This window comes from Stenotrophomonas sp. (assembly GCF_059505245.1).
In genome coordinates this window covers 109,257-130,311 of sequence record NZ_JCACKF010000014.1, presented here as the reverse complement: position 1 = coordinate 130,311, position 21,055 = coordinate 109,257, and the positions used below count along the sequence as shown (strand labels likewise).

Here is a 21,055-nt window from a genome sequence, read left to right as displayed (position 1 = left end):
CGAGGCACCGTGGTCGTGGCCCGGGGCGGTCATTGCTTGCTCCCGGCCTTGTCTGCGGGCTTGGCGGCCGCAGCGACCGTCTTCGCCTTCGGATCGGCAATCACCTGCACCGTGGTGCCGTCGCGCAGGGCGACCTTGCCGGCGGTGACCACCTGATCACCGGCCGCCAGGCCATCACGGATCTCCACCCACGGGCCCTCGGCGTAACCCAGCTTGACCGGAACGCGTGCGACCTTGCCTTCGCGCACGCGGAACACCGCCGGCTCACCGTCGTCGAGCAACGCCAGGCGCGGTACGACCAGCGCATCGGCACGCTGGTCGTAGTCGATGCGGATGCGACCGAACATGCCGGGCTGCAGCGCGTGTGCGGCGCCGTCGAAGGCGCTGACCACGCGAAACGTGCCGCTGCCCGAATCCACCACCGGCGCGATGCGGTCAACGGTGCCGGTGAAGCTCTGCCCCTGCAACGCGTCGGCCGCCAGCGTCACCGGCTGGCCGGCGCGCAGGGTGGCCAGTTCACGCTCGGGCACGTTGAGGGTGGCTTCCAGCCGCGAGTTGTCGACGATGCGGAAGATCGGCGTGTTGATCTGCACGAAGTTGCCGGTCTTGATCGAGCGCGATGCGATCACGCCGGAGATCGGCGCCACCACCGTGGTGTAGGACAGCTCCAGCGTGGCCAGCCGGTACTGCGCGCGGACGTTTTCCAGGTCGTAGCGCAGCTGGTCGACATCGGCGGCGCTGACCATCTGCTGGCCGACCAGCTTCTGTGCGCGCTGGTAATTGTTTTCCAGCTTGCGCATCTGCGCTTCGCTCTGCGCAACGGCCAGCCGTGCACGATCCGGGTCCAGCCGCACCAGCGGTTGGCCGGCGGTGACCCGCTGCCCTTCCTCGACCAGCACCGCCAGCGCCACGCCGGAGGTCTTGGCGACCACCTGCGACTCGGCGCGTGGTTCCAGCGCGGCAGTGCCGGTGTAGCTGGCCGCGACGGCACGATGGCTGGCCACCGCCACTTCGACCGGGACTGCGTCGACCTTCTTCTCCTCCTTGGTCTCGGCAGCCTTGGCTTCGGAATTGGGCCCTGCGGCGCAACCGCCCAGCAGCAGGGAGGTGGAGATCAGCAGTGCGGCAGCGCAGATTCCGCTGCGACGGCCGGACAGGAAGGTTGGGTGCGACATCGTCGGGTCCCTGGAGGATGCGTGGACAGGTGTGGTAGCAAAGTAATGCACCACTTCACGGCAACACCATATCCCAAAGGTCATGGTGTCTTCACCCCGCTGGTCGGCGCACCCCCATTTCAGCTAGATGAAACCTGGGGCTATACTCGGGTCGTTCCGTACCCCACGCCGGAACGACCAGACCCGAATCCCCGGAAACGACACCATGCGCCCGCAGCCGCTCGCCGCTTGTCTCGCTCTGGCCGTCCTCCTGCCCCTTGGGGCCGCCGCACAGCCCGCTCCTGCTCCTGCCACACCCGCCCCGGCCCCGGCTCCCGCCGTTGCGCCAGCGCCCGCCGCACCCACCGGCAACTTCGACAATGGCCGCGTCCTGGCCTACACCTGCCAGGGCTGCCACGGGATCACCGGCTACAAGAACGCCTACCCCAGTTACCGGGTGCCGAAGATCGGCGGCCAGACCCAGCAGTACCTGGCCCAGGCCCTGACCGAGTACCGCCAGGGCAAGCGCCGGCATCCGACGATGCAGGCGCAGTCGATGAGTTTCAGCGAACAGGAGATCGCCGATCTCTCTGTTTACCTGTCCACCGTCAAGTAAGGCCCGCCCATGTCGAAAGCCGCGCATCCGATGCGTCACGCCATCGCCCTGTCCGTTGCCCTGCTGCTGGCCGCCTGCTCACAGTCGCAGGTGGAAAACAGCGAAAAATCGGCCGCCGACCCGGGCCATGCCAGCGGCGAGCACGGCTCATCGTCCTCCGCCGGCCTGCCGGCAGGTCGCGAGGCCGCCGGTGAAGCCCGCGCCAAGGTGAAGGGCAAAGCCACCAATCAGAGCTGCATCGACTGCCATGGGGCCGACGGCAATGCGCCGATCGATCCGACCTATCCGAAGCTGGGTGGGCAGTACGGTGACTACCTGGCGCACGCGCTGCAGGCCTACCGCGCCGGTGACCGCCAGCATGCGCTGATGACGCCGCAGGCGAAGGACCTGAGTGATCAGGACATCGCCGATCTGGCGGCGTACTTCGGCAGCCGGCCGAGCCAGCTGCGGGATCTGCACGGGGTCAAATGACGGCCGCCCCCCCGGTCGGTGCGGACCGTCGGTTGGTAGGTGCGGACCGTCGGTTGGTGGGTGCGGACCGTTGGTCCGCACAGGTGCCGGATATCCACGCATGGCGTGGATCTGCTGAGCCGAGCGTGGGCTCGGCTCTACATCAATCGGCGCGATCGCCGGCGCCGGTCAACGCTCAGCCTTCCAGCTCTTCCCAGCGCGCGTAAGCGGCATCCAGTTCGGCCTGCACCTTGGCCAGCTGCTGGGTGTGCGCCGTCACTTCAGCACTGCTGCGGGTGTAGAACGACGGGTCGTTCATCGCCGAGGTCAGCCCTTCGACATCGCCTTCCAGCTTCTCGATGGTCTTTGGCAGCTGCTCCAGCTCGCGCGCTTCCTTGTACGCCAACTTGCGCTTGGGGGCTGCGGGAGTCGCGGCCGCAGCAGCGGCCGGTGCAGCAGTCGCCGGCTTGGCAGCCGGGGTCGCGGCAGGCGCAGCCACGCTGGCCGCATAGCGCTGCCAGTCGCTGTAGCCACCGACGTACTCGCCGATCACGCCGTCGCCTTCCATCACCAGCGTGGAGGTCACCACGTTGTCGATGAAGTCACGGTCGTGGCTGACCAGCAGCAGCGTACCGGTGTACTCGCCCAGCAGCTCTTCCAGCAGCTCCAGGGTTTCCACGTCGAGGTCGTTGGTCGGTTCGTCCATCACCAGCAGGTTGGACGGCTGCGCGAACAGCTTGGCCAGCAGCAGGCGGTTGCGCTCGCCACCGGACAGGCGGGTGATCGGCGCACGCGCGCGCTCGGGGGTGAACATGAAGTCCTGCAGGTAGGCATGCACGTGCTTGCGCTTGCCGTTGAACTCGAGGAAATCGCGGCCTTCGGCCACGTTCTCGATCGCGCTCCAGTCTTCGCGCAGCACCGCGCGGTACTGGTCGAAATAGGCGATCTGCAGGTTGGTGCCCGCATTGACCTCACCCTTGGCCGGCTGCAGTTCGCCCAGCAGCAGCTTCAGCAGCGTGGTCTTGCCGCTGCCGTTGGGGCCGATCAGGCCGATGCGGTCGCCACGCAGGATGGTGGTGGTGAAATCGCGGACCATGGTGCGCTCGCCGAAGGCGAACGAAATGTCCTTGACGTCGATGACCTTCTTGCCGGAGCTGACGCCCTGCGCGGCTTCCATCTTGACGTTACCGCTGAGGTCGCGGCGCTGCGAGCGTTCGGTGCGCATCGCCTTGAGGCGGCGCACGCGGCCCTCGTCGCGGGTACGACGGGCCTTGATGCCTTGGCGGATCCAGACTTCTTCCTGCGCCAGCAGCTTGTCGAAGCGGGCATTTTCCTGCGCCTGCGCATTGAGGCGTTCCTCGCGGCGGCGCTCGTAGTTGGCCCAGTCGCCCGGCCAGCTGGTGACCTGGCCGCGATCGATCTCGACGATGCGGGTGGCCAGCGCACGCAGGAAGCGGCGGTCATGGGTGACGAACACCACGCTGCCGCTCCAGCCCTTCAGGAACGCTTCGAGCCAGTCGATGGCTTCGATGTCCAGGTGGTTGGTCGGTTCGTCCAGCAGCAGCACGTCCGGGCTGGAGACCAGTGCACGGGCCAGCAGCACGCGGCGCTTCATGCCGCCGGACAGGCGGCCGAATTCGGCATCGCCGTCGAGGTCGAGCTTGGTCAGCGTTTCGCTGACGCGCTGGTCCAGGCCCCAGCCGTTGGCGGCGTCGATCTTGGCCTGCACATTGCCGAGGGCTTCACCATCGAAGACCTCGGCATGGCTGAGATGGTGGAACTCGGCCAGCCACTGGCCCAGTTCACCGAGACCATCGGCAACGACGTCGAACACCGAGCCGGCGGCGCCGTGTGGCACTTCCTGCTCCAGGCGGGTGACGCGCACGCCCTGCTGCACGCGGACTTCGCCGTCATCGGGCTTGTGGTCGCCGGACAGCAGCTTGAGCAGGGTGGATTTGCCGGCGCCGTTGCGGCCGATCAGGGCGATGCGTTCGCCCGGCTCGATCGACAGTTCGGCCTTTTCCAGCAACAACGGGCCGCCGACGCTGAAGTCGACGTTCTGCAGAGTAATCAGAGGCATCCGGATATTGTACGGGTTGGGGGCGTCGGCCGGGTTGCACCCGGCACCCGCGGTAGTGCCGGCCGCTGGCCGGCAACCTCAACGGCAACGTCAAAAGCTGGTTTCCTGTGGGATGGCGGGATGGGTCCGGTCGCGGGGGACGCCGTAAACCCGTCCCTGGGGGCTTGGCCGCGGCATCCATGCCGCGGACACCCCCGCCACCGGACCCATCCCGCCTTCGACAGATTCCTGCAATCTGTCGGAACTACATTCTGCTCTGGTGGGTGTCGACCTTGGTCGACACGGTAGATCCACGCCATGCGTGGATGAGCGCTACAAGAAGGGTCGATGGATGGAGTCGACTGGAAATCTGATGGCTACCCCACCTCCCCCAGCAACGCCTGCAACCCCGGCAGCCATTGCTTGCCGGGGTGGCGCACCAACCACAGGGTGCGCTGCAGGGCCGGCAGCGGAGTCTCGAGCACGCGCAGGCGGCCCAGGGCCAGCGGCTCTTCCAGCGCGTGGCGCGACAGGCAGGCCAGGCCGAGGCCGGCGATGGCGGCCTGCTTGATCGCTTCGGTATTGCCCAGCTGCAGGGTCTGCGCGAAGCCACGCAGGTGCGGCAGCAGGGCCTGTTCCACGGCTTCGCGGGTGCCGGAGCCGGGCTCACGCAGCAGCCAGCGTGCGCGGCGCAGCTCATCCAGCGACCAGCGTGCGCGGACATCGGCGGCAGCCACGATCACCAGTGGGTCCTGCTGCCAGGCGGTCACCTGCAGGCCACGCTCATGGCACGGGCCTTCGATCAGGCCGGCGTCGACGTCCAGGCGCTGTACCGCGGCGACCACGCCGGCACTGTTGTCGATGCGCAGATCGACCTCGGCCTGCGGCGCCTGCCGCAGCAGTTCGGCGATGCGTGGCGGCAGCAGGTAGTTGCCGATGGTGGTACTGGCGGCCAGCACCAGCCGCAGCGGTGCGCCCTGCGACGGGTTGCCGCCGGCGGCCAGCTGCCGCTCCAGATCGGCGGCGTTGACCAGCAAGGTGCGCGCCGGCTCCAGCAGTGCGCGGCCGTGCCCGTTCAGCGCCAGGCGGCGGCCGATGCGGTCGAACAGCGGGGTGCCGAAGTGCGCCTCCAGCTCCTGCAGGGCGGCGCTGCTGGCCGACTGCGAGAGCGCGACGGCCTGGCCGGCGGCAGTGGTGGTGCCATGGTCGGCGATGGCGACGAAGACCTGCAGCTGGCGCAAGGTCAGGCGCATCGAATGTACCCGCTTTATAGGTAGGTTTCACCCATATTATTCGTTTTACAGGTCAGTGACACAGGCGCACGCTTGGCCCATCACTCCAGTCCTGTCGCGCCATGAACGCCACCGCTCTCTCCTCCTGGTCCCTGCCCGCCCTGCGCCAACGCTGGCAGCCGCGCCTGCCCGGCCTGCTGCTGGTGGGCCTGATCGCGGCGGCGTCGCTGTACCTGGCGGAGCTTCCCTGGCTCCAGGCGCATGGCCTGAGCGCGCTGACCGTGGCCATCGTCGCCGGCATCGTGGTCGGCAACACCCTTTACCCGCGGCTGGCGCCGAGCAGCGCGGCCGGTGTCGGCTTCTCCAAGCACTGGCTGCTGCGCGCCGGCATCGTGCTGTACGGCCTGCGCCTGACCTTCCAGGACATCGGCCACGTCGGCGTGGCCGGCGTGCTGATGGACGTGCTGGTGGTCGCCAGCACCTTCGGGCTGGCCTGCTGGCTGGGCATGCGCGTGTTCAAGATGGAGCGCGAAGCGGCGATGCTGATCGGCGCCGGCAGCGCGATCTGCGGCGCGGCGGCGGTGATGGCCGCCGAGCCGGTGGTGCGCGGCCGCGCTGCGCAGGTCACCGTCGCGGTCTCTACGGTGGTGGTGTTCGGCACGCTGGCGATGTTCCTGTACCCGGCGCTGTATGCACTGGTGCAGTCGCACGGCTGGCTGGCAATGGACGCGCGGCAGTACGGCCTGTTCACCGGTGCGACGGTGCATGAAGTGGCACAGGTGGTGGCGGCAGGCCGCGCGGTCAACGAAGCAGCGGCCGACACGGCGGTGATCACCAAGATGGTGCGGGTGATGCTGCTGGCGCCGTTCCTGGTCGCGCTGTCGCTGTGGCTGGCGCGTGGCGGCAAGGCCAGCGCCGACGGCAGCAAGGCGCGCATCGTGGTGCCGTGGTTCGCTTTTGGTTTCGTGGCGGTGGCCGGGTTCAACTCGCTGCATCTGCTGCCGGCGGGCCTGCAGGCGGGGCTGGTGCAGCTGGATACCGTGCTGCTGGCGATGGCGATGGCCGCGCTGGGCCTGACCACCCACGTCTCGGCGCTGCGCCAGGCCGGGCTGAAGCCGCTGCTGCTGGCGCTGATCCTGTTCGCCTGGCTGCTGTTCGGTGGCCTGGCGATCCATCAGGGTGTACTGGCGGTGCTTGGCTGAGCAGGAGCGTGCCGACCCAGGTCGGCATCCACCCGTAGATCCACGCCATGCGTGGATGCCCCCCGGTGTATTCACGCCCTGCGTGGATGACGACTCCGATGGGGTCAGAGCCCTTTCCTGCGGAAAGGGATCCGACCCCATCCGATCAGGCGGGACCGGCCGCGCAGGCAGGTACAATGCGCCATGACTGACTTCTCGACCCTGCCGCTGAGCCCGGCCCTGCAGCCCGGCCTGGATGCCCTCGGCTACACCACCCTCACCCCCGTGCAGGCGCAGAGCCTGCCGGCCATCCTCGATGGCCGTGATGTGATCGCACAGGCACCCACCGGCAGCGGCAAGACCGCCGCCTTCGGCCTTGGCCTGCTGCAGTCCATCGACCCCAGCCTGATCCGCGTGCAGGCGCTGGTGCTGTGCCCGACCCGCGAACTGGCCGACCAGGTCGGCAAGCAGATCCGCAAGCTGGCCACCGGCATCCCCAACCTGAAGCTGTTGCTGCTGGTGGGCGGCGTGCCGCTGGGCCCGCAGCTGGCCTCGCTTGAAGGCCACGATCCGCATGTGGTGGTCGGCACGCCCGGCCGCGTGCAGGAGTTGGCACGCAAGCGCGCGCTGAACCTGGGCGCGGTGCGCACGCTGGTGCTGGACGAGGCCGACCGCATGCTCGACATGGGCTTCGAGGAGCCGATCCGCGAGATCGCCGGCCGCACCCATAGGGACCGCCAGAGCCTGCTGTTCTCCGCCACCTTCCCCGACAGCATCCGCGCCATGGCGCGTGACCTGCTGCGCGACGCGGTGGAAGTGACCGTGGAAGGCGCCGACCAGGCACCGGCCATCCGCCACCTGTTCTGCGAGGTGGAACCGGCGCATCGCCAGAAGGCGCTGGCCGGCCTGCTGCTGAAGTACACGCCGGAATCGGCGGTCGTGTTCTGCAACACCCGCAAGGACGTGGACGAAGTGGCCAACTCGCTGCAGCAGTTCGGCTTCTCCGCACTGGCCCTGCACGGCGACATGGAGCAGCGCGACCGCGAGGAAGTGCTGCTGCTGCTGGCCAACCGCAGCTGCAACGTGCTGGTCGCCAGCGACGTCGCCGCGCGCGGCCTGGACGTGGAAGAGCTGGCGGCGGTGATCAACTACGAACTGCCGACCGACGTGGAGAGCTACCAGCACCGCGTGGGCCGTACCGGGCGCGCCGGTGCCAGCGGCCTGGCGATCAGCCTGGTGGCCGGCCGCGAGAAGACCCGCGCCGACGCCATCGAAGCGCAGATGGGTCAGCCACTGGACTGGCAGAAGACGCCGCTGGCAACCTCGCGCCCGGCCGAACTGCCGCAGGCCGCGATGCGCACGCTGCGCATCGACGGTGGCAAGACCGACAAGCTGCGCCCGGGCGACATCCTCGGTGCGCTGACCGGTGATGCCGGCCTGTCGAGCAAGTTCATCGGCAAGATCGCGATCTTCCCGACCCGCTCCTATGTGGCGATCGCGCGTGAGCAGGCCAACAAGGCCGTGGCCAAGCTGGAAGCCGGCAAGATCAAGGGCCGTCGTTTCCGCGTGCGGATGATGTGATTGAAGCAGCGTTGCCAACCACGGTTGGTAACGATCTGGCCTGGTAGCGGCCAACCTTGGTTGGCCCGTCCATGGCACCCGTCGCGAAAAGTGCTGCCAACCAAGGTTGGCAACTACCGGCTCCCGGCCATTCGCTCTGGTAGATGCCAACCTTGGTTGGCACCTGCCCTCCGATCAGAACACCAGTTCGGTGTGCAGCGGCAGGTCCGTTTCCCAGCGCGCACGGCCACCGAGGCCGTCCAGTTCGACCAGTACACCGGCGCCGACCACTTCAACGCCCAGGCGGCGCACCAGCGACAGCGCAGCGACCAGCGTGCCGCCGGTGGCCAGCACGTCGTCGATGATCACCACGCGGGCGCCGGCCGGCAGCGCATCGGCATGCACTTCGATGCAGTCGCTGCGGTATTCCAGCGTGTATTCTTCGCGCAGGACCTGGCCCGGCAGCTTGCCCGGCTTGCGCACCGGCACGAAGCCGACGCCCAGCTCCAGCGCCATCGCGGCACCGAGGATGAACCCACGCGATTCGATGCCGACCACTGCGTCCAGCTTCTGGTCGCGCCAACGGTCGGCCATCGCGGTGATCGCGCCGCGGAAATCCTCGCCATGGGCGAGCAGCGGCATGATGTCCTTGAACAGGATGCCGGGCTTGGGGAAGTCGGCGATGTCGCGCAGGCGGGAGGCCCACTGCGGAGCGACGATGGCGTCGGTCATGTCACATTGGCTATCTGATGGCGGCATAGGGTACCTGTTCCGGGCGCCGCCTGCCTGCTGGTGGTGTCCGGCCGGGCTGCGCCCGGCATCTGCGGTAGTGCCGGCCGCTGGCCGGCAACCTCAACAGCAACTGCAACTGCAACTGCAACTGCCTGCATCCCGAGGGATGGCGGGGCGGGCCCGGTTGCGGGGGACGCCGTAGATACGTCCGCGTAGGCTCGGTCGCGCCATCCATGGCGTTCACGCCCCCGCAACCGGACCCACCCCGCCTTCGACAGATTCCTGCGACCTGTCGGAATTGCTCATGGGGTCAGATCCGTTTTACGAAGGAAAACGGATCTGACCCCGGAATTTCATTCGATATCTGACAGATGTGTCGACCAAGGTCGACACCTACCAACAGCCGCGGCCATCTGTCAGAGGTGGGGCGGTGTCGGAGTGCGGGGTGTCAGCCGCATGGATGCGGCTGCCAAGCTTACAGGGACGTACTTGCAGCGTCCCCGCACTCCGACACCGCCCCGCCAAACCACGGAATCCGCTTTTGCTCTGGCTGTTGATCTGGCCTCCGCAGGTGCAGGGCGCAGCCCTGCCGAAACCCACCCTCAGGAACTGCAGGACAGCATCGAGCAACCGGCGCGATTGTCGGCCCACGCCGGGCGCTTGCCAGCGAAGTGTTCCAGGCCGGCACGCTCGGTGTACGGGTCGCGCAGCACGTCCTGCAGTGCATGGACGCCGCCGAGATCCCCCTGCTCTGCGCGGTCGATCGCTTCCTGGGCCAGCCAGTTGCGCAGCACGTACAGCGGGTTGGCCGCTGCCATCTTCGGCTGGCGTTCGCTGGCCGCCAGCGGATCGCGGCGCAGGCGCGCTGCGTAGTCCTGCAGCCAGTGCTGCAGCGGTGCCTGCACTGCCTGTCGCCGCGCCTCGTCGTAGTACACCGCGTCCAGAACCGTCGCATCTGCTGCCGCCGGGTCGATGCGCATCAGTGCGCGCCAAGCCAGGGTCATGTCCATTGCGCCCTCCTGCATCAGCTGTTGCCAGCGCTGGTAGAGCTGCAGGTCATCATCGTCGGCAGCAGCCAGCCCCAGCTTCGCTGCAGCATCGCGACGCGTGCAGGCCACGAACGTGGACTGGTAAGCCGCCAGGCCTGCCTGCAGCGGTGCGACATCGGCGAACAGCGGCGACAGCGCCTGCGCCAATCGGCTCAGGTTCCAGTACGCCACCTGCGGCTGGGTGCCGAAGCGGTAGCGGCGCCCCTGGGCGTCGGTGGTGTTCGGCGTCCAGTCCGGATCGAAGTCCTCGACCCAGCCATAGGGGCCGTAATCCAGCGTCACACCGAGCACGGACAGGTTGTCGGTGTTCATCACGCCGTGCACGAAGCCGACACGCATCCAGTGCGCGATCATCTCGGCGGTGCGCACCGCGATCTGCGCGAACCAGTCGCCGTACAGCGCCTCGCCCTGCCCCTGCAGTTCGGGGAAGTCGCGGGCGATGCAGGCATCCACCAGCTGCTGCAGCAGGGCGGTTTCACCGCGCGAGGCCGGCAGTTCGAACGAACCGAAGCGCAGGAACGACGGCGAGACCCGGCATACGATGGCGCCTGGCTCGGCACGCGGATGGCCGTCATAGAACATGTCGCGCACCACGTCCTCACCGGTGCCGACCAGTGACAACGCGCGCGTAGTCGGCACGCCAAGGTGATGCATCGCCTCGCTGCACAGGAATTCGCGGATCGATGAGCGCAGCACTGCCCGTCCATCGGCCCCCCGCGAGTACGGCGTTGGCCCGGCCCCCTTCAACTGCAGCTCCCAGTGCTGGCCATCCGGCGCAACCAGCTCACCCAGCGAAATCGCACGCCCGTCGCCGAGCTGGCCGGCCCAGTGGCCAAACTGATGGCCACCGTAGTTGGCTGCCCACGGCTGCATGCCGGCGTACAGCGCATTGCCGCCGAATACCTGCGCGAAACCTTCGCTTTCGACTTCAGCGGTATCGAAGCCAAGCATTTCGGCGACGTCCGGCGCCCAGGCCAACAGCGTGGGCGCCGTCACCGGCGTCGGCATCACGGGCGACCAGGCGGCGCCCAGCACTTCGCGCCTGCGCGGGCCGGATTCGGGGTCGCCCGGCAGGGTGTGCAGCAGGCGGTTGTCGAAACGGGGAGTGTCGGTATCCATGGTGCTGGAGATGAGGGCGACGGCCGCCCTCCTCAATTGCCGCCGAGCGCCTGCAGGTGGCCGCCGTGGGCCTCGGCACGCTGGTAGGCCGGGCGTTCACCGATACGCTTGAGGAAGCCACGCAGTGCCGGTTTGTCGTCCAGGCCACCACCGCGCGCGGCAGCGGCCTGGATCGGGAAGCTCATCTGGATGTCGGCCGCACTGAAACGCTCGCCGGCAAACCACGGGCTTTCGGCTAGGCGGCGCTCCATCCAGTCCAGGTGCAGGCGCCGCTGCGGGCCGATGAAGCCGCGCTCGGCCTTGTCGGCAATGCTGCGTGCGATCGGGCGCGCGAAGAACGGCATCGGCGCGTTGCGTATGCGGCCCATCACCAGGGTCAGCAGCAACGGTGGCATCGCCGAGCCTTCGGCGTAGTGCAGCCAGTAGCGGTAAGCGATGCGTTCGGCCCCGTCGGCCGGCATTGGTGACGGCGACAGCTGGCGTTGCGTGTCGTAACGGTCAGCGAGGTAGTCGAGGATCGCGCCGGACTCGGCCAGTACCAGCTCACCATCCTGCAGTACCGGCGACTTGCCGAGCGGATGCACGCTGCGCAGTTCCGGCGGCGCCAGCAGCGTCTTCGGATCGCGCGGATAGCGGCGCAGTTCGTAGTCCAATCCCAGCTCCTCCAGCATCCACAGCACGCGCAGCGAACGGGAGTTTTCCAGGTGGTGGACGATGCGCATGGGGGTGATCCCTTGGGGAGACGCGCATCGTACCGCGCCGGCTGCATGTCCTTTGTAGAGTCGAGCCATGCTCGACTGTCTTTGGGCGCAGTCCAGCATGGCTCGACTCTACAAAAAAAACGGCGGGCAATAAAAAACGCCGGAAGCTTTCGCTTCCGGCGTTCTGGCTACCCAACGGTAGCAGACGGATTAGACCGCCTGCACCTGGTCAGCCTGCATGCCCTTCTGACCCTGGACGGCGATGAAGGTAACCTTCTGGCCTTCCTGCAGGGTCTTGAAGCCGGTGCCCTGGATCGCGCGGAAGTGCACGAACAGGTCCGGGCCGCTTTCCGGGGTGATGAAGCCGAAGCCCTTGGCGTCGTTGAACCACTTGACGGTACCGGTCTGACGTTCAGACATTTTTACTAACTCCTGAAACACATGTTGAAAAAAATCGCAGCCACCGGGTATCGGGGCCGAGACTGAGTTGCAGGCGTTGGTAAAGCGGATCGATGAGCGGATCGTGAGATCAACTGCACCAGGCCACGATTCACGGTGACCCTAGCAAACACAGTGGGTCGCACGATACGCGTGTTTTCTGCAAAAAGCGATAGCCCCGACGTTCATGGGAATACGTCACCCGCTAGGCGTGACAAGGGTTGGCAGCCTCTCGCGGCTAACTCCGAGTCCCCATTCAGGTTTTTCCTACCCTACACTGGGTAAATGACTGAAGCTGAAACCCCCGCTGAACACGCCTCTCCCCGCATCTGGGTGGATGCGGACGCCTGTCCCACCGTCATCCGCGACATCCTGTTCCGTGCGGCTGAACGGGTCGGGATCGAACTGACCCTGGTCGCCAACCAGTGCATCCGCACCCCGCCCTCGCGCTGGCTGCGCTCGATCCAGGTGCCGCAGGGGCTGGACGTGGCCGACAGCGCCATCGTCGAGCGGGTCGCCGCGGGGGACCTGGTGGTCACCCAGGACATCCCGCTGGCCGCGCTGGTGCTGGAGAAGCAGGCCGTCGCGCTGAACCCGCGCGGCCAGTTGTACACACCGAACAACATGGCCGAGCGACTGTCGATGCGCAATTTCATGGAGGAACTGCGCGGCGCCGGGGTCCAGACCGGCGGACCGCCGCCCCTGGGCCCCCGCGACCGGCAGCTGTTCGCCGCCGAGCTGGACCGCTGGCTGGCGCGACGCCCGGCCCGCTGAGCGCCTGGCCGCCCTAAGCCGGAAGGCTCAGGCTGCGGCCGCTGTTGAACATCCGTCGTGCACCACTCAACGGGTCATCGAACGCCAGGGCCCGCGCCAGCAGCTGCAGCGGCGCCTCGGCTACGTCCGGTGCCCGTTGCCGAAGCTGCGGGTACAGGTCGTCACCCATGATCGGCGCCCCCAGCATGGCCATGTGCACGCGCAGCTGATGCTTGCGGCCGGTTTCCGGCAGCAGCCGGCAGCGCCAGATCGGCCCTTCGGCCTCGATCAGCTCGATCCGGCTGCGCGCATTGGCCTCGCCGGGCACTTCGGCCATGCGGAAGAACGGCTCGCCCGGCACCAGGCGGCTGTCCCGCTGCAGCGGAAACTCCCGCCCCGGCAGCGCCGGTGCCAAGGCCTCATAGGTCTTTTCGATGCGCCGCTCACGGAACAGGCGCTGGTAAGCATCGCGCGACGCACGCTGGGTCGAGAACAGCACCAACCCGGCCGTCAGCCGATCCAGCCGGTGCAGCGGCACCAGATCGGCATTGCCGGTGCGGGCGACCAGCCGCGCCAGCAGCGTCTCGCGTACATGCCCGCCCGCCGGTGTCACCGGCAGGAAATGCGGCTTGTCGGCCACCAGCAGGTGCGCATCCAGATGGACGATGGTTTCGGTGAAGGGGATCACCGGTTCGCCGGCCACCTCGCGGAAGTACTGGATGTCCAGCCCGACCTGCCAGGGCATGTCCGCGGTGAGCGCCCTGCCCTGTGCGTCCAGCACGCGGCCGCGCGCGAAGCGATCCTGCCATTGCGCGCGCGCGATGCGCGGAAAACGTGCACACAGGCCATCCAGCAGGGTGGCCCAGGGGCCGGGCGGCAGCTGCAACCGGCTGGGCAAGCTCATGGCGTCCACTCCGGCCACGGGAAAGAGCGCAAGAGTGCCACCGTTGACGGTGCGCAGACAGTCCGGCCACGGACACCCCCGGAGCAAACCTCTATCATTGTCCTCTTTAGTCCACGGATCCCCCATGGCTCTTACCGCCACCATCCGCAAGGCCGAACTGCAGATCAGCGACATGGATCGCAGCTACTACGCGACCCACAACCTGACCCTGGCCCAGCATCCGTCCGAGACCGACGAGCGCCTGATGGTGCGCCTGCTCGCCTTCGCGCTGAACGCCGGCGATCGCCTGGAGTTCGGCCGCGGCCTGAGTACCGATGACGAGCCCGATCTGTGGGAACACGACTACACCGGCGACATCCTGCAGTGGATCGACCTGGGCCATCCGGACGAATCGCGCATCCGCAAGGCCAGCAATCGCAGCCGCCAGGTGCAGGTGGTCAACTACGGCGGCAACGCCTCGGAGATCTGGTGGGGCAAGCAGGGCAAGGGCCTGGCGCGCTTCGACAATCTTTCGGTGGTCGCTCTGGACGGCGAATTCGTCGAGCGCTGGGGCCAGCAGATCCAGCGTGCCATGCGTTGGAGCGTGCTGATCCAGGACGGCGAAGTGCAGCTGCTCAACGACCAGATCCAGCTCGACGTGATCCCGGACTGGCGCAAGCGCGCCAAGGCATGAGCACCATCCGTTGCGATGTGGTGGTCATCGGTGCCGGCGCAGCCGGGCTGATGACCGCGATCACTGCCGGCCAGCGCGGCCGCCAGGTGCAGGTGATCGACCATGCCAACAAGGTCGGCAAGAAGATCCTGATGTCCGGCGGTGGCCGCTGCAACTTCACCAACACCGGCACCACCCCGGCCAACTTCCTGTCGGCCAACCCGCACTTCTGCAAGTCGGCGCTGGCCCGCTACACGCCCTGGCATTTCATCGAGCTGGTGCACAAGCACGGCATCGCCTATCACGAAAAGGAACTGGGGCAGCTGTTCTGCGATATCTCGTCCAAGCAGATCGTGAAGATGCTGGTGGACGAGTGCCAGGCGGCCGGCGTACAGATCCGTACCGACTGCAGCGTGCAGCGCATCGAGCACGGCAGCGATGGTTTCCGCGTGCACACCACCCAGGGCCTGTTCCATTGCGCCTCGCTGGTGGTTGCCACCGGTGGCCTGTCGATTCCCAGCATGGGGGCCAGCGGTTTTGGCTATGAGGTGGCCCGCCAGTTCGGCCACCAGGTACTGCCGACCCGCGCCGGGCTGGTGCCGTTGACCCTCAGCGGCAAGCACCAGGAGCGGCTGGCCGACCTCAGCGGCGTCGCACTGCCGATCGAGGCGCGCTGCAACGGAAAGAGTTTCCAGAACTTCATGCTGCTGACCCACCGTGGCGTAAGCGGCCCGGCCATCCTGCAGATTTCGTCGTTCTGGCAGCCCGGCGATGCGCTGGAGCTGGACCTGTTGCCGGGCCAGGATGCCGGCGAGTGGTTGCGCCAGATGAAGCGCGACCGCCCGGCCGCCGAGCTGCGCACGGTGCTGGGCGAGGTACTGCCGAAGCGGCTGGCGCAACGCCTGTGCGAGCACTGGCTGCCCGACCGGCCCGTGCGCCAGCTGGACGAGCCGGTGCTGCGCCAGGCCGCGCAGCTGCTGGGCGCATTCCCGCTGGTGGCCAGCGGCACCGAAGGCTACCGCACCGCCGAGGTCACCCTGGGCGGCGTGGACACCGCCGAAGTGTCATCCTCGACGATGGAATCCAAGCGCATGCCCGGCCTGCACTTCGTTGGCGAGGTGCTGGACGTGACCGGCTGGCTGGGCGGCTACAACTTCCAATGGGCCTGGGCCAGCGGCCACGCAGCGGGCGGCGTGGTGTGAACCACTTCGCCGTTCGACGCGCGCCAGGGGTGCGCGCATGGACGGTTCGCCGCGCATCGTGTATCTAGATTCGCAGATTGGGGAGCAGTGAATGCAGAACGCGAACGACATCACCATCCGCCTGCTGATCGTCGATGACAGCGGCGAGAATGCCGAAGCCATCGTCAGCACCCTGCGCAACAGCGGCATCGCGGTACGCCCGTGGCGCCCGCAGGATGCGGCCGAGCTGGCCCAGGTGCTGGCCAGCCAGGCCATCGACCTGGTGCTGGCCTCGCCTTCGCAGGGCATCCCGCTGCAGCTGGCGGCCCAGCACATCGCCGCCAGCGGCAAGGACATCCCGCTGGTGCTGCTGGCCGAGCGCATCGACGAGGACGAACTGGTGCAGGCCAGCAGCCATGGCATCCGCGCCCTCGCCCTGCGCCAGCGCCCCGAGCATCTGCTCGCCGTGGTCCGCGACCAGTGGGTCGACCTGCAGGCGCGTCGCGGCCTGCGCCGGATCGAGGCGCAGATGCGCGAGACCGAGCGCCGCTGCGACGCGCTGATCGCCTCCTCGCGCGACCCCATCGCCTATGTGCATGAAGGCATGCACATCCGCGCCAACGACGCCTATCTGGAGATGTTCGGCTACGAGCATTTCGAGGACATCGAAGGCATTTCGCTGCTGGACATGGTCGCCGCCCAGCACGTGGAGGGCTTCAAACAGCTGCTCAAAGGCCTCAGCCGTGGCGAGGCGCCGCCGCCGCAGTACCAGCTCGACGCGCGCCACGAGGACGGCAGTTCCTTCCCGGCGACGATGGAATTTGCCGCGGCCACCTACGAGGGCGAGTCCTGCCTGCAGGTGGTGCTCCGCCGCCGCATGGAGTTCGACCCCGAGCTGGCACGCGAGGTCGAGGACCTGCGCCAGCGCGACCAGGTCACCGGCCTGCTCAATCGCCCGACCTTCATGCTGCAGCTGGAAAGCGCGGTGGCCCAGGCCGGGCGCAGCGAGGGTCAGTTCGGCCTGCTGCTGATCGAGCCTGACCACTACGCGCGCCTGCTGCCGGATATCGGCCTGGCATCGGCCGACATCCTGATCGGCGCTCTCGCCGCCCTGCTGGCCGAGGTGGTCGGCGAGGACGCGCAACTGGCCCGCTTCGGCGAACACAATTTCGCCGTGCTGCAGGCCGGGCCCTACGCGCAGACCGTGGCGCTGGCCGAGCGCATCCGCGAAGCCTATGCCGCACATGTCTTCAGCATCGGCGCACGCTCGGCCACGGTGACGGTCAGCATCGGTGGCGTGCAGGTGGGCGAGAAGATCGCCAGCATCGGCCAGGTGCTGGCGCGCGCCAGCGACTGCACCCAGGCCGCCGCCGAACTGGGCAACACCTGCCGCATCTTCGACCCGGCTGCCGCCGACCGTGTCGAGGAAGAACGCGTACAGCGCTGGGTTGCGCGCATCCGCGAGGCGCTGTCTGGCGACGGCTTCCAGCTGCACTACCAGCCGGTGCTGAACCTGCAGGGCGAGCCACTGGAGCTGTACGAGGCCTACCTGCGCCTGGAGAACAATGGCGAGCTGCTGAGCCCGACCGCGTTCCTGGGCATCGCCGAGGAACACGGCCTGCTGGCCGACATCAACCGCTGGGTGGTCTCGCAGGCCATCGCGGTGCTCGGCCAGCGGGCACGCGAAGGCAACGCCACCCAGGTGCTGGTGAAGGTGACGCCGGAATCGTTCGAGGACCCGCAGATGATCGCCACGCTGCGCCGCGAACTGCAGGCACAGGGCGTGCCCGGCGAACGGCTGTGGCTGCATGCGCCGGAAGCGAAGGTTTTCACCCACCTGCGCAGTGCGCAGCAGTTCCTAGCCGAAGTGGCGCCGCTGGGCTGCCGCATCGGCCTGGAGCAGTTCGGTTCGGGGCTGGATTCATTCCAGCTGCTGGCCCACTTCCAGCCGCAGTTCCTCAAGCTGGACCGGGGCTTCACCAGCGACCTGGCCGCCACGCGCGAGAACATCGACCGCATCAGCCAGATCACCGCGCGCGCACAGGAAGCGGGTATCCGCACCATTGCCGAGTTCGTCAGCGATGCCAACTCGATGACGCTGCTGTTCAGTGCCGGCGTGGATTACGTGCAGGGCGACTTCGTCGGCCCGGCGCTGCCGGAGATGGGCTTCGAGTTCGGGTGACGCCTCTCTGTAGAGCCGAGCCACGCTCGGCTGCGGGACTCAAGCGAAGAGCAGCCGAGCATGGCTCGGCTCTACACAAACGAGAAGGCCGGCGTTCGCCGGCCTTTTCGTTGATCAGGTCATGTCGACCAGATTTTCGATCTTCACGTCCGGATTGACGTCGGCCTCGTAGTCCACGCCCTCCACGCCGAAGCCGAACAGGCGCAGGAAGTCGGCCTTGTAGCCGGCCAGGTCGCTGATCTCGTACAGGTTCTCGTTGGTCACCTGCGGCCACAGCGCGACCACCCTGCCCTGCACATCTGCGGCCATTTCCTTGTAATCGGCGCGCAGGCGGCCTTCCTCATCGATCAGCGCAACGGTGCGGCCATCGCCATCGACCAGGTCGTGGCGCAGGCGATCGATCGCCACGCCGTCGGCCTTGCCGCCGTAGAGGATGTCGTACAGCACGTCCAGCTGTTCGATGCAGCCTTCGTGGGTGCCCTTTTCCTTCATTACCTTGAACAGCAGCGACAGGTACAGCGGCATGGTCGGAATGGCCGAGCTGGCCTGGGTCACCACCGCCTTCAGCACCGATACGCGTGCATCGCCACCGATCTTGGCCAGCTTCTCGCGCAGGCCCAGCACCTTGGTGTCCAGGTCCTTCTTGGCCGCACCGATCGAGCCATTCCAGTAGATTGCCTGGGTGATCTCTTCGCCCACGTAGGTGAAGGCGGTGGTGGTGCAGCCGTTGGCCAGCACGCCGGCATCGGCGAGCGCGTCGATCCACATCTGCCAGTCTTCACCGCCCATCACCGCGACGGTACCGGCGATCTCTTCCGGGGTAGCCGGCTGCAGGTGGGTCTCGGTCAGCACTTCCTTGTCGGTATCCAGGCCACGCAGGGTGATCGGCTCGCCGATCGGCTTCAGCGAGGAGCTGATGATCTCGCCGGTCTTCGGATGCTTGCGGCGCGGCGCCGCCAGGCTGTAGACAACCTGGTCGACCTGGCCGAGATCGGCCTTGATCATTTCGATAGTCTTCGCCTTCACTTCATCGGAGAAGGCATCGCCGTTGATGCTCTTGGCATACAGACCGGCTTCGTCGGCATACTTGTGGAACGCAGCCGAGTTGTACCAGCCCGCCGTGCCCGGCTTGGTCTCGCTGCCCGGCCGTTCGAAGAAGATGCCGAGGGTGGCGGCGCCACTGCCAAAGGCAGCGGTGATGCGCGCGGCCAGGCCGTAGCCGGTCGAGGCACCGATCACCAGCACCCGCTTGGGACCGTTCTGGATCGGTGGGCGCGCGCGGATGTAGTCGATCTGCTGCTTGACCGCAGCCTCGCAGCCGGTCGGGTGGGTGGTGACGCAGATGAAGCCGCGGACGCGCGGTTTGATGACCATGGATACCTCGGGTTGGCAGATGCGGCGCACGGGGCGCTCAGCAGGAATACGGGCGCGCGCCTGCGCGCGCGAACCGCAGGATCGTAGTGCGCGGGGGACGATTGCACAACCGACGCTGGCGTAGGGTGGGGTTTCTCTTTGCAGGGTTGCACCCTGCACACGCGGTAGTGCCGGCCGCTGGCCGGCAACCTCAACAGCAGCGTCAAAAGCGGGGTTCCTGTGGGTTGGCGGGGTGGATCCGGTTGCGGGGGGCGCTGCAAGTACGTCCATGTAAGCTCGGTCGCCGCATCCATGCGGCTCACGCCCCCGCAACCGGACCCACCCCGCCTTCGACAGATTTCCGCGACCTGTCGGGACAGCATTCTTCTCTGGTGGGTGTCGACCTTGGTCGACACGGTAGATCTGATTCCAGTTTGATTATCGATATCTGACAGATGTGTCGACCAAGGTCGACACCTACCAACAGCCGCAGGAATCTGTCAGAGGCGGGGCGGTGTCGGAGTGCGGGGTGTCAGCCGCATGGATGCGGCTGCCAAGCCTACACGGACGTACTTGCGGCGTCCCCGCACTCCGACACCGTCCCGCCCAACCACGGAATGCACTCTGTTGCTGTTGCTGTTGCCGGCCAGCGGCCGGCACTACCGTGGGTGCAGGGCTGCAAGCCCTGCACACAAAAAACCCCGCTTGCGCGGGGTTCTCTGTGTGCCGCATGCAGCAGATGCTTACGGGCGACGGGCCAGGGCCTCGACGTCCTTCGCCTTCGGCAGCAGGTCCTGCTTGCTGACGCGCAGGAAGCCGATCGTCAGCATCGGCACCGCGACCAGGATCGAGGACAGCACCACGATCACCGCACCGATCATGTGCGTCTCGGCCAGGCCTTCCATCGACGCACCACCGTACAGGTACAGGGCAAGCGCCGACAGGAAGAACATCACCGCGGTGATCACCGTACGCGACAGCGTCTGGTTGATCGAACGGTTCAGCACCTCCATCGAGTCCACGCGCAGGCTGCGGAAGTTCTCGCGGACGCGGTCGAACACCACGATGATGTCGTTGATCGCAAAGCCCATCACCGACAGCAGGCCGGCCAGCACGGTCAGGTCGAACTCACGGCCCAGCAGGGACACGTAGGCGACCGTCACGATCAGGTCGAACATCGCCACGATGCTGGCGGTGACCGCGAACTTCCATTCGAAGCGCACCGCGATGTAGATCAGGAAGCCGGCCAGCATGAAGATGGTGGCGTACAGGCCGTTCTTCGCCAGGTCCTTGCCGATCTGCGGGCCGACGAATGCGGTACTCATCACCGTGGCCTGGTTGTCGGCGCTGGACAGCACCTTCACCACGGCCGCGGCGGTGGCCTTGTCCTCGGCAGCGGCATCACCGGTGCCCGGCGCATGCTCGCCGTGCGGCGCCAGGCGGATCAGCAGGTCGGTATTGCCACCGACGCTCTGCACCTGGGCACCGTCGAAGCCGTTCTGCTCCAGCTTGGCGCGGACCTGCTCGACGTCCACGGCCTTCTCGAAACGCGTTTCGATCAGGGTGCCGCCGGTGAAGTCCAGTGCGTAGTTGAAGCCCTTGATGCCGATGATGGCGACCGAGGCCAGGAACACCACGATGGTGACTGCCATGGCGACATGGCGCCAGCGCATGAAGTCGATCTTGGTGTCGTTCGGGAGGATGTGCAGCGGAAACAGTTTCATTGTGCGTGTCGTCCC

Annotated in this window: 18 protein-coding genes; 8 read left to right on the top strand and 10 right to left on the bottom strand. The window is 67.2% G+C overall.

From position 1 onward, the window contains the following. Window positions 1-29 precede the first annotated feature (29 nt). On the bottom strand, window positions 30-1,175 hold the full coding sequence (locus tag AC5JLE_RS05810) for an efflux RND transporter periplasmic adaptor subunit (RefSeq protein ID WP_481445864.1): 1,146 nt from the start codon (window positions 1,173-1,175) through the stop codon (window positions 30-32). A 205-nt stretch (window positions 1,176-1,380) separates the two neighbouring features. Here AC5JLE_RS05810 and AC5JLE_RS05805 point away from each other — a divergent pair, with 205 nt between their 5' ends. Together AC5JLE_RS05805 and AC5JLE_RS05800 are read left to right on the top strand one after the other, a co-directional pair. Further along, window positions 1,381-1,770, top strand: coding sequence for a c-type cytochrome (locus tag AC5JLE_RS05805; RefSeq protein WP_014646842.1), 390 nt, complete (start codon window positions 1,381-1,383; stop codon window positions 1,768-1,770). Between the two features lie 9 nt (window positions 1,771-1,779). Then, complete coding sequence (locus tag AC5JLE_RS05800) at window positions 1,780-2,241, top strand: c-type cytochrome (RefSeq protein WP_005416218.1); 462 nt, start codon at window positions 1,780-1,782, stop codon at window positions 2,239-2,241. A gap of 175 nt (window positions 2,242-2,416) precedes the next feature. Here AC5JLE_RS05800 and AC5JLE_RS05795 read toward each other — a convergent pair whose 3' ends face one another. Both AC5JLE_RS05795 and AC5JLE_RS05790 read right to left on the bottom strand, forming a co-directional pair. After that, on the bottom strand, window positions 2,417-4,300 hold the full coding sequence (locus tag AC5JLE_RS05795; protein ID WP_481445865.1) for an ATP-binding cassette domain-containing protein: 1,884 nt from the start codon (window positions 4,298-4,300) through the stop codon (window positions 2,417-2,419). Window positions 4,301-4,656: 356 nt separating this feature from the next. Further along, on the bottom strand, window positions 4,657-5,532 hold the full coding sequence (locus AC5JLE_RS05790) for a LysR substrate-binding domain-containing protein (RefSeq protein ID WP_496065108.1): 876 nt from the start codon (window positions 5,530-5,532) through the stop codon (window positions 4,657-4,659). A gap of 101 nt (window positions 5,533-5,633) precedes the next feature. On the opposite strand from AC5JLE_RS05790, the gene AC5JLE_RS05785 reads away from it, so the two are divergent. Together AC5JLE_RS05785 and dbpA are read left to right on the top strand one after the other, a co-directional pair. Then, complete coding sequence (locus AC5JLE_RS05785) at window positions 5,634-6,713, top strand: YeiH family protein (RefSeq protein ID WP_046430181.1); 1,080 nt, start codon at window positions 5,634-5,636, stop codon at window positions 6,711-6,713. Window positions 6,714-6,896: 183 nt separating this feature from the next. Further along, entirely contained in the window at window positions 6,897-8,273 is a 1,377-nt protein-coding gene (gene dbpA, locus AC5JLE_RS05780; RefSeq protein WP_032960452.1) for an ATP-dependent RNA helicase DbpA, read from the top strand. A gap of 174 nt (window positions 8,274-8,447) precedes the next feature. Here the strand turns inward: dbpA and AC5JLE_RS05775 are convergent, their stop codons facing one another. The 4 genes from AC5JLE_RS05775 to AC5JLE_RS05760 form a co-directional block, all read right to left on the bottom strand. After that, the gene (locus AC5JLE_RS05775) at window positions 8,448-8,984 is read right to left on the bottom strand and encodes an adenine phosphoribosyltransferase (protein WP_014646837.1); all 537 of its coding nucleotides are present in this window, start codon (window positions 8,982-8,984) and stop codon (window positions 8,448-8,450) included. Between the two features lie 602 nt (window positions 8,985-9,586). Next, window positions 9,587-11,152 (bottom strand): protein adenylyltransferase SelO, encoded by a 1,566-nt coding sequence (locus AC5JLE_RS05770; RefSeq protein ID WP_496065107.1) that lies wholly within the window; start codon window positions 11,150-11,152, stop codon window positions 9,587-9,589. 32 nt (window positions 11,153-11,184) lie between these two features. Then, on the bottom strand, window positions 11,185-11,874 hold the full coding sequence (locus AC5JLE_RS05765) for a glutathione S-transferase family protein (RefSeq protein ID WP_111205980.1): 690 nt from the start codon (window positions 11,872-11,874) through the stop codon (window positions 11,185-11,187). Window positions 11,875-12,063: 189 nt separating this feature from the next. Then, complete coding sequence (locus tag AC5JLE_RS05760) at window positions 12,064-12,273, bottom strand: cold-shock protein (protein WP_005416210.1); 210 nt, start codon at window positions 12,271-12,273, stop codon at window positions 12,064-12,066. 303 nt (window positions 12,274-12,576) lie between these two features. On the opposite strand from AC5JLE_RS05760, the gene AC5JLE_RS05755 reads away from it, so the two are divergent. Beyond that, window positions 12,577-13,065, top strand: coding sequence for a YaiI/YqxD family protein (locus AC5JLE_RS05755; protein ID WP_496065106.1), 489 nt, complete (start codon window positions 12,577-12,579; stop codon window positions 13,063-13,065). Window positions 13,066-13,078: 13 nt separating this feature from the next. Here the strand turns inward: AC5JLE_RS05755 and AC5JLE_RS05750 are convergent, their stop codons facing one another. After that, window positions 13,079-13,948 (bottom strand): pseudouridine synthase, encoded by an 870-nt coding sequence (locus AC5JLE_RS05750; protein ID WP_496065105.1) that lies wholly within the window; start codon window positions 13,946-13,948, stop codon window positions 13,079-13,081. A gap of 124 nt (window positions 13,949-14,072) precedes the next feature. Here AC5JLE_RS05750 and AC5JLE_RS05745 point away from each other — a divergent pair, with 124 nt between their 5' ends. From AC5JLE_RS05745 to AC5JLE_RS05735, 3 genes are all read left to right on the top strand, one after another. After that, window positions 14,073-14,621 carry a YaeQ family protein gene (locus AC5JLE_RS05745; RefSeq protein ID WP_496065104.1) on the top strand — a complete coding sequence of 183 codons (549 nt, stop codon included), beginning with the start codon at window positions 14,073-14,075 and terminating at the stop codon, window positions 14,619-14,621. After that, window positions 14,618-15,802: a BaiN/RdsA family NAD(P)/FAD-dependent oxidoreductase gene (locus AC5JLE_RS05740; protein ID WP_496065103.1), complete on the top strand. Its 1,185-nt coding sequence runs from the start codon at window positions 14,618-14,620 to the stop codon at window positions 15,800-15,802. The genes AC5JLE_RS05745 and AC5JLE_RS05740 overlap by 4 nt, the downstream gene beginning before the upstream one ends. A 91-nt stretch (window positions 15,803-15,893) precedes the next feature. Then, window positions 15,894-17,963 carry an EAL domain-containing response regulator gene (locus AC5JLE_RS05735; protein ID WP_049404199.1) on the top strand — a complete coding sequence of 690 codons (2,070 nt, stop codon included), beginning with the start codon at window positions 15,894-15,896 and terminating at the stop codon, window positions 17,961-17,963. A gap of 114 nt (window positions 17,964-18,077) precedes the next feature. On the opposite strand, the gene fabV is transcribed toward AC5JLE_RS05735, so the two are convergent. Both fabV and secF read right to left on the bottom strand, forming a co-directional pair. Then, entirely contained in the window at window positions 18,078-19,337 is a 1,260-nt protein-coding gene (gene fabV / locus AC5JLE_RS05730) for an enoyl-ACP reductase FabV (RefSeq protein WP_041863324.1), read from the bottom strand. 722 nt (window positions 19,338-20,059) lie between these two features. Next, complete coding sequence (secF, locus tag AC5JLE_RS05725) at window positions 20,060-21,040, bottom strand: protein translocase subunit SecF (protein ID WP_014646828.1); 981 nt, start codon at window positions 21,038-21,040, stop codon at window positions 20,060-20,062. Window positions 21,041-21,055 lie beyond the last annotated feature (15 nt).

Coding starts and splice junctions, on each gene's coding strand:
- AC5JLE_RS05810 (WP_481445864.1), bottom strand. CDS start 1,175: ATGTCGCACCCAACCTTCCTGTCCGGCCGTCGCAGCGGAATCTGCGCT.
- AC5JLE_RS05805 (WP_014646842.1), top strand. CDS start 1,381: ATGCGCCCGCAGCCGCTCGCCGCTTGTCTCGCTCTGGCCGTCCTCCTG.
- AC5JLE_RS05800 (WP_005416218.1), top strand. CDS start 1,780: ATGTCGAAAGCCGCGCATCCGATGCGTCACGCCATCGCCCTGTCCGTT.
- AC5JLE_RS05795 (WP_481445865.1), bottom strand. CDS start 4,300: ATGCCTCTGATTACTCTGCAGAACGTCGACTTCAGCGTCGGCGGCCCG.
- AC5JLE_RS05790 (WP_496065108.1), bottom strand. CDS start 5,532: ATGCGCCTGACCTTGCGCCAGCTGCAGGTCTTCGTCGCCATCGCCGAC.
- AC5JLE_RS05785 (WP_046430181.1), top strand. CDS start 5,634: ATGAACGCCACCGCTCTCTCCTCCTGGTCCCTGCCCGCCCTGCGCCAA.
- dbpA (WP_032960452.1), top strand. CDS start 6,897: ATGACTGACTTCTCGACCCTGCCGCTGAGCCCGGCCCTGCAGCCCGGC.
- AC5JLE_RS05775 (WP_014646837.1), bottom strand. CDS start 8,984: ATGACCGACGCCATCGTCGCTCCGCAGTGGGCCTCCCGCCTGCGCGAC.
- AC5JLE_RS05770 (WP_496065107.1), bottom strand. CDS start 11,152: ATGGATACCGACACTCCCCGTTTCGACAACCGCCTGCTGCACACCCTG.
- AC5JLE_RS05765 (WP_111205980.1), bottom strand. CDS start 11,874: ATGCGCATCGTCCACCACCTGGAAAACTCCCGTTCGCTGCGCGTGCTG.
- AC5JLE_RS05760 (WP_005416210.1), bottom strand. CDS start 12,273: ATGTCTGAACGTCAGACCGGTACCGTCAAGTGGTTCAACGACGCCAAG.
- AC5JLE_RS05755 (WP_496065106.1), top strand. CDS start 12,577: ATGACTGAAGCTGAAACCCCCGCTGAACACGCCTCTCCCCGCATCTGG.
- AC5JLE_RS05750 (WP_496065105.1), bottom strand. CDS start 13,948: ATGAGCTTGCCCAGCCGGTTGCAGCTGCCGCCCGGCCCCTGGGCCACC.
- AC5JLE_RS05745 (WP_496065104.1), top strand. CDS start 14,073: ATGGCTCTTACCGCCACCATCCGCAAGGCCGAACTGCAGATCAGCGAC.
- AC5JLE_RS05740 (WP_496065103.1), top strand. CDS start 14,618: ATGAGCACCATCCGTTGCGATGTGGTGGTCATCGGTGCCGGCGCAGCC.
- AC5JLE_RS05735 (WP_049404199.1), top strand. CDS start 15,894: ATGCAGAACGCGAACGACATCACCATCCGCCTGCTGATCGTCGATGAC.
- fabV (WP_041863324.1), bottom strand. CDS start 19,337: ATGGTCATCAAACCGCGCGTCCGCGGCTTCATCTGCGTCACCACCCAC.
- secF (WP_014646828.1), bottom strand. CDS start 21,040: ATGAAACTGTTTCCGCTGCACATCCTCCCGAACGACACCAAGATCGAC.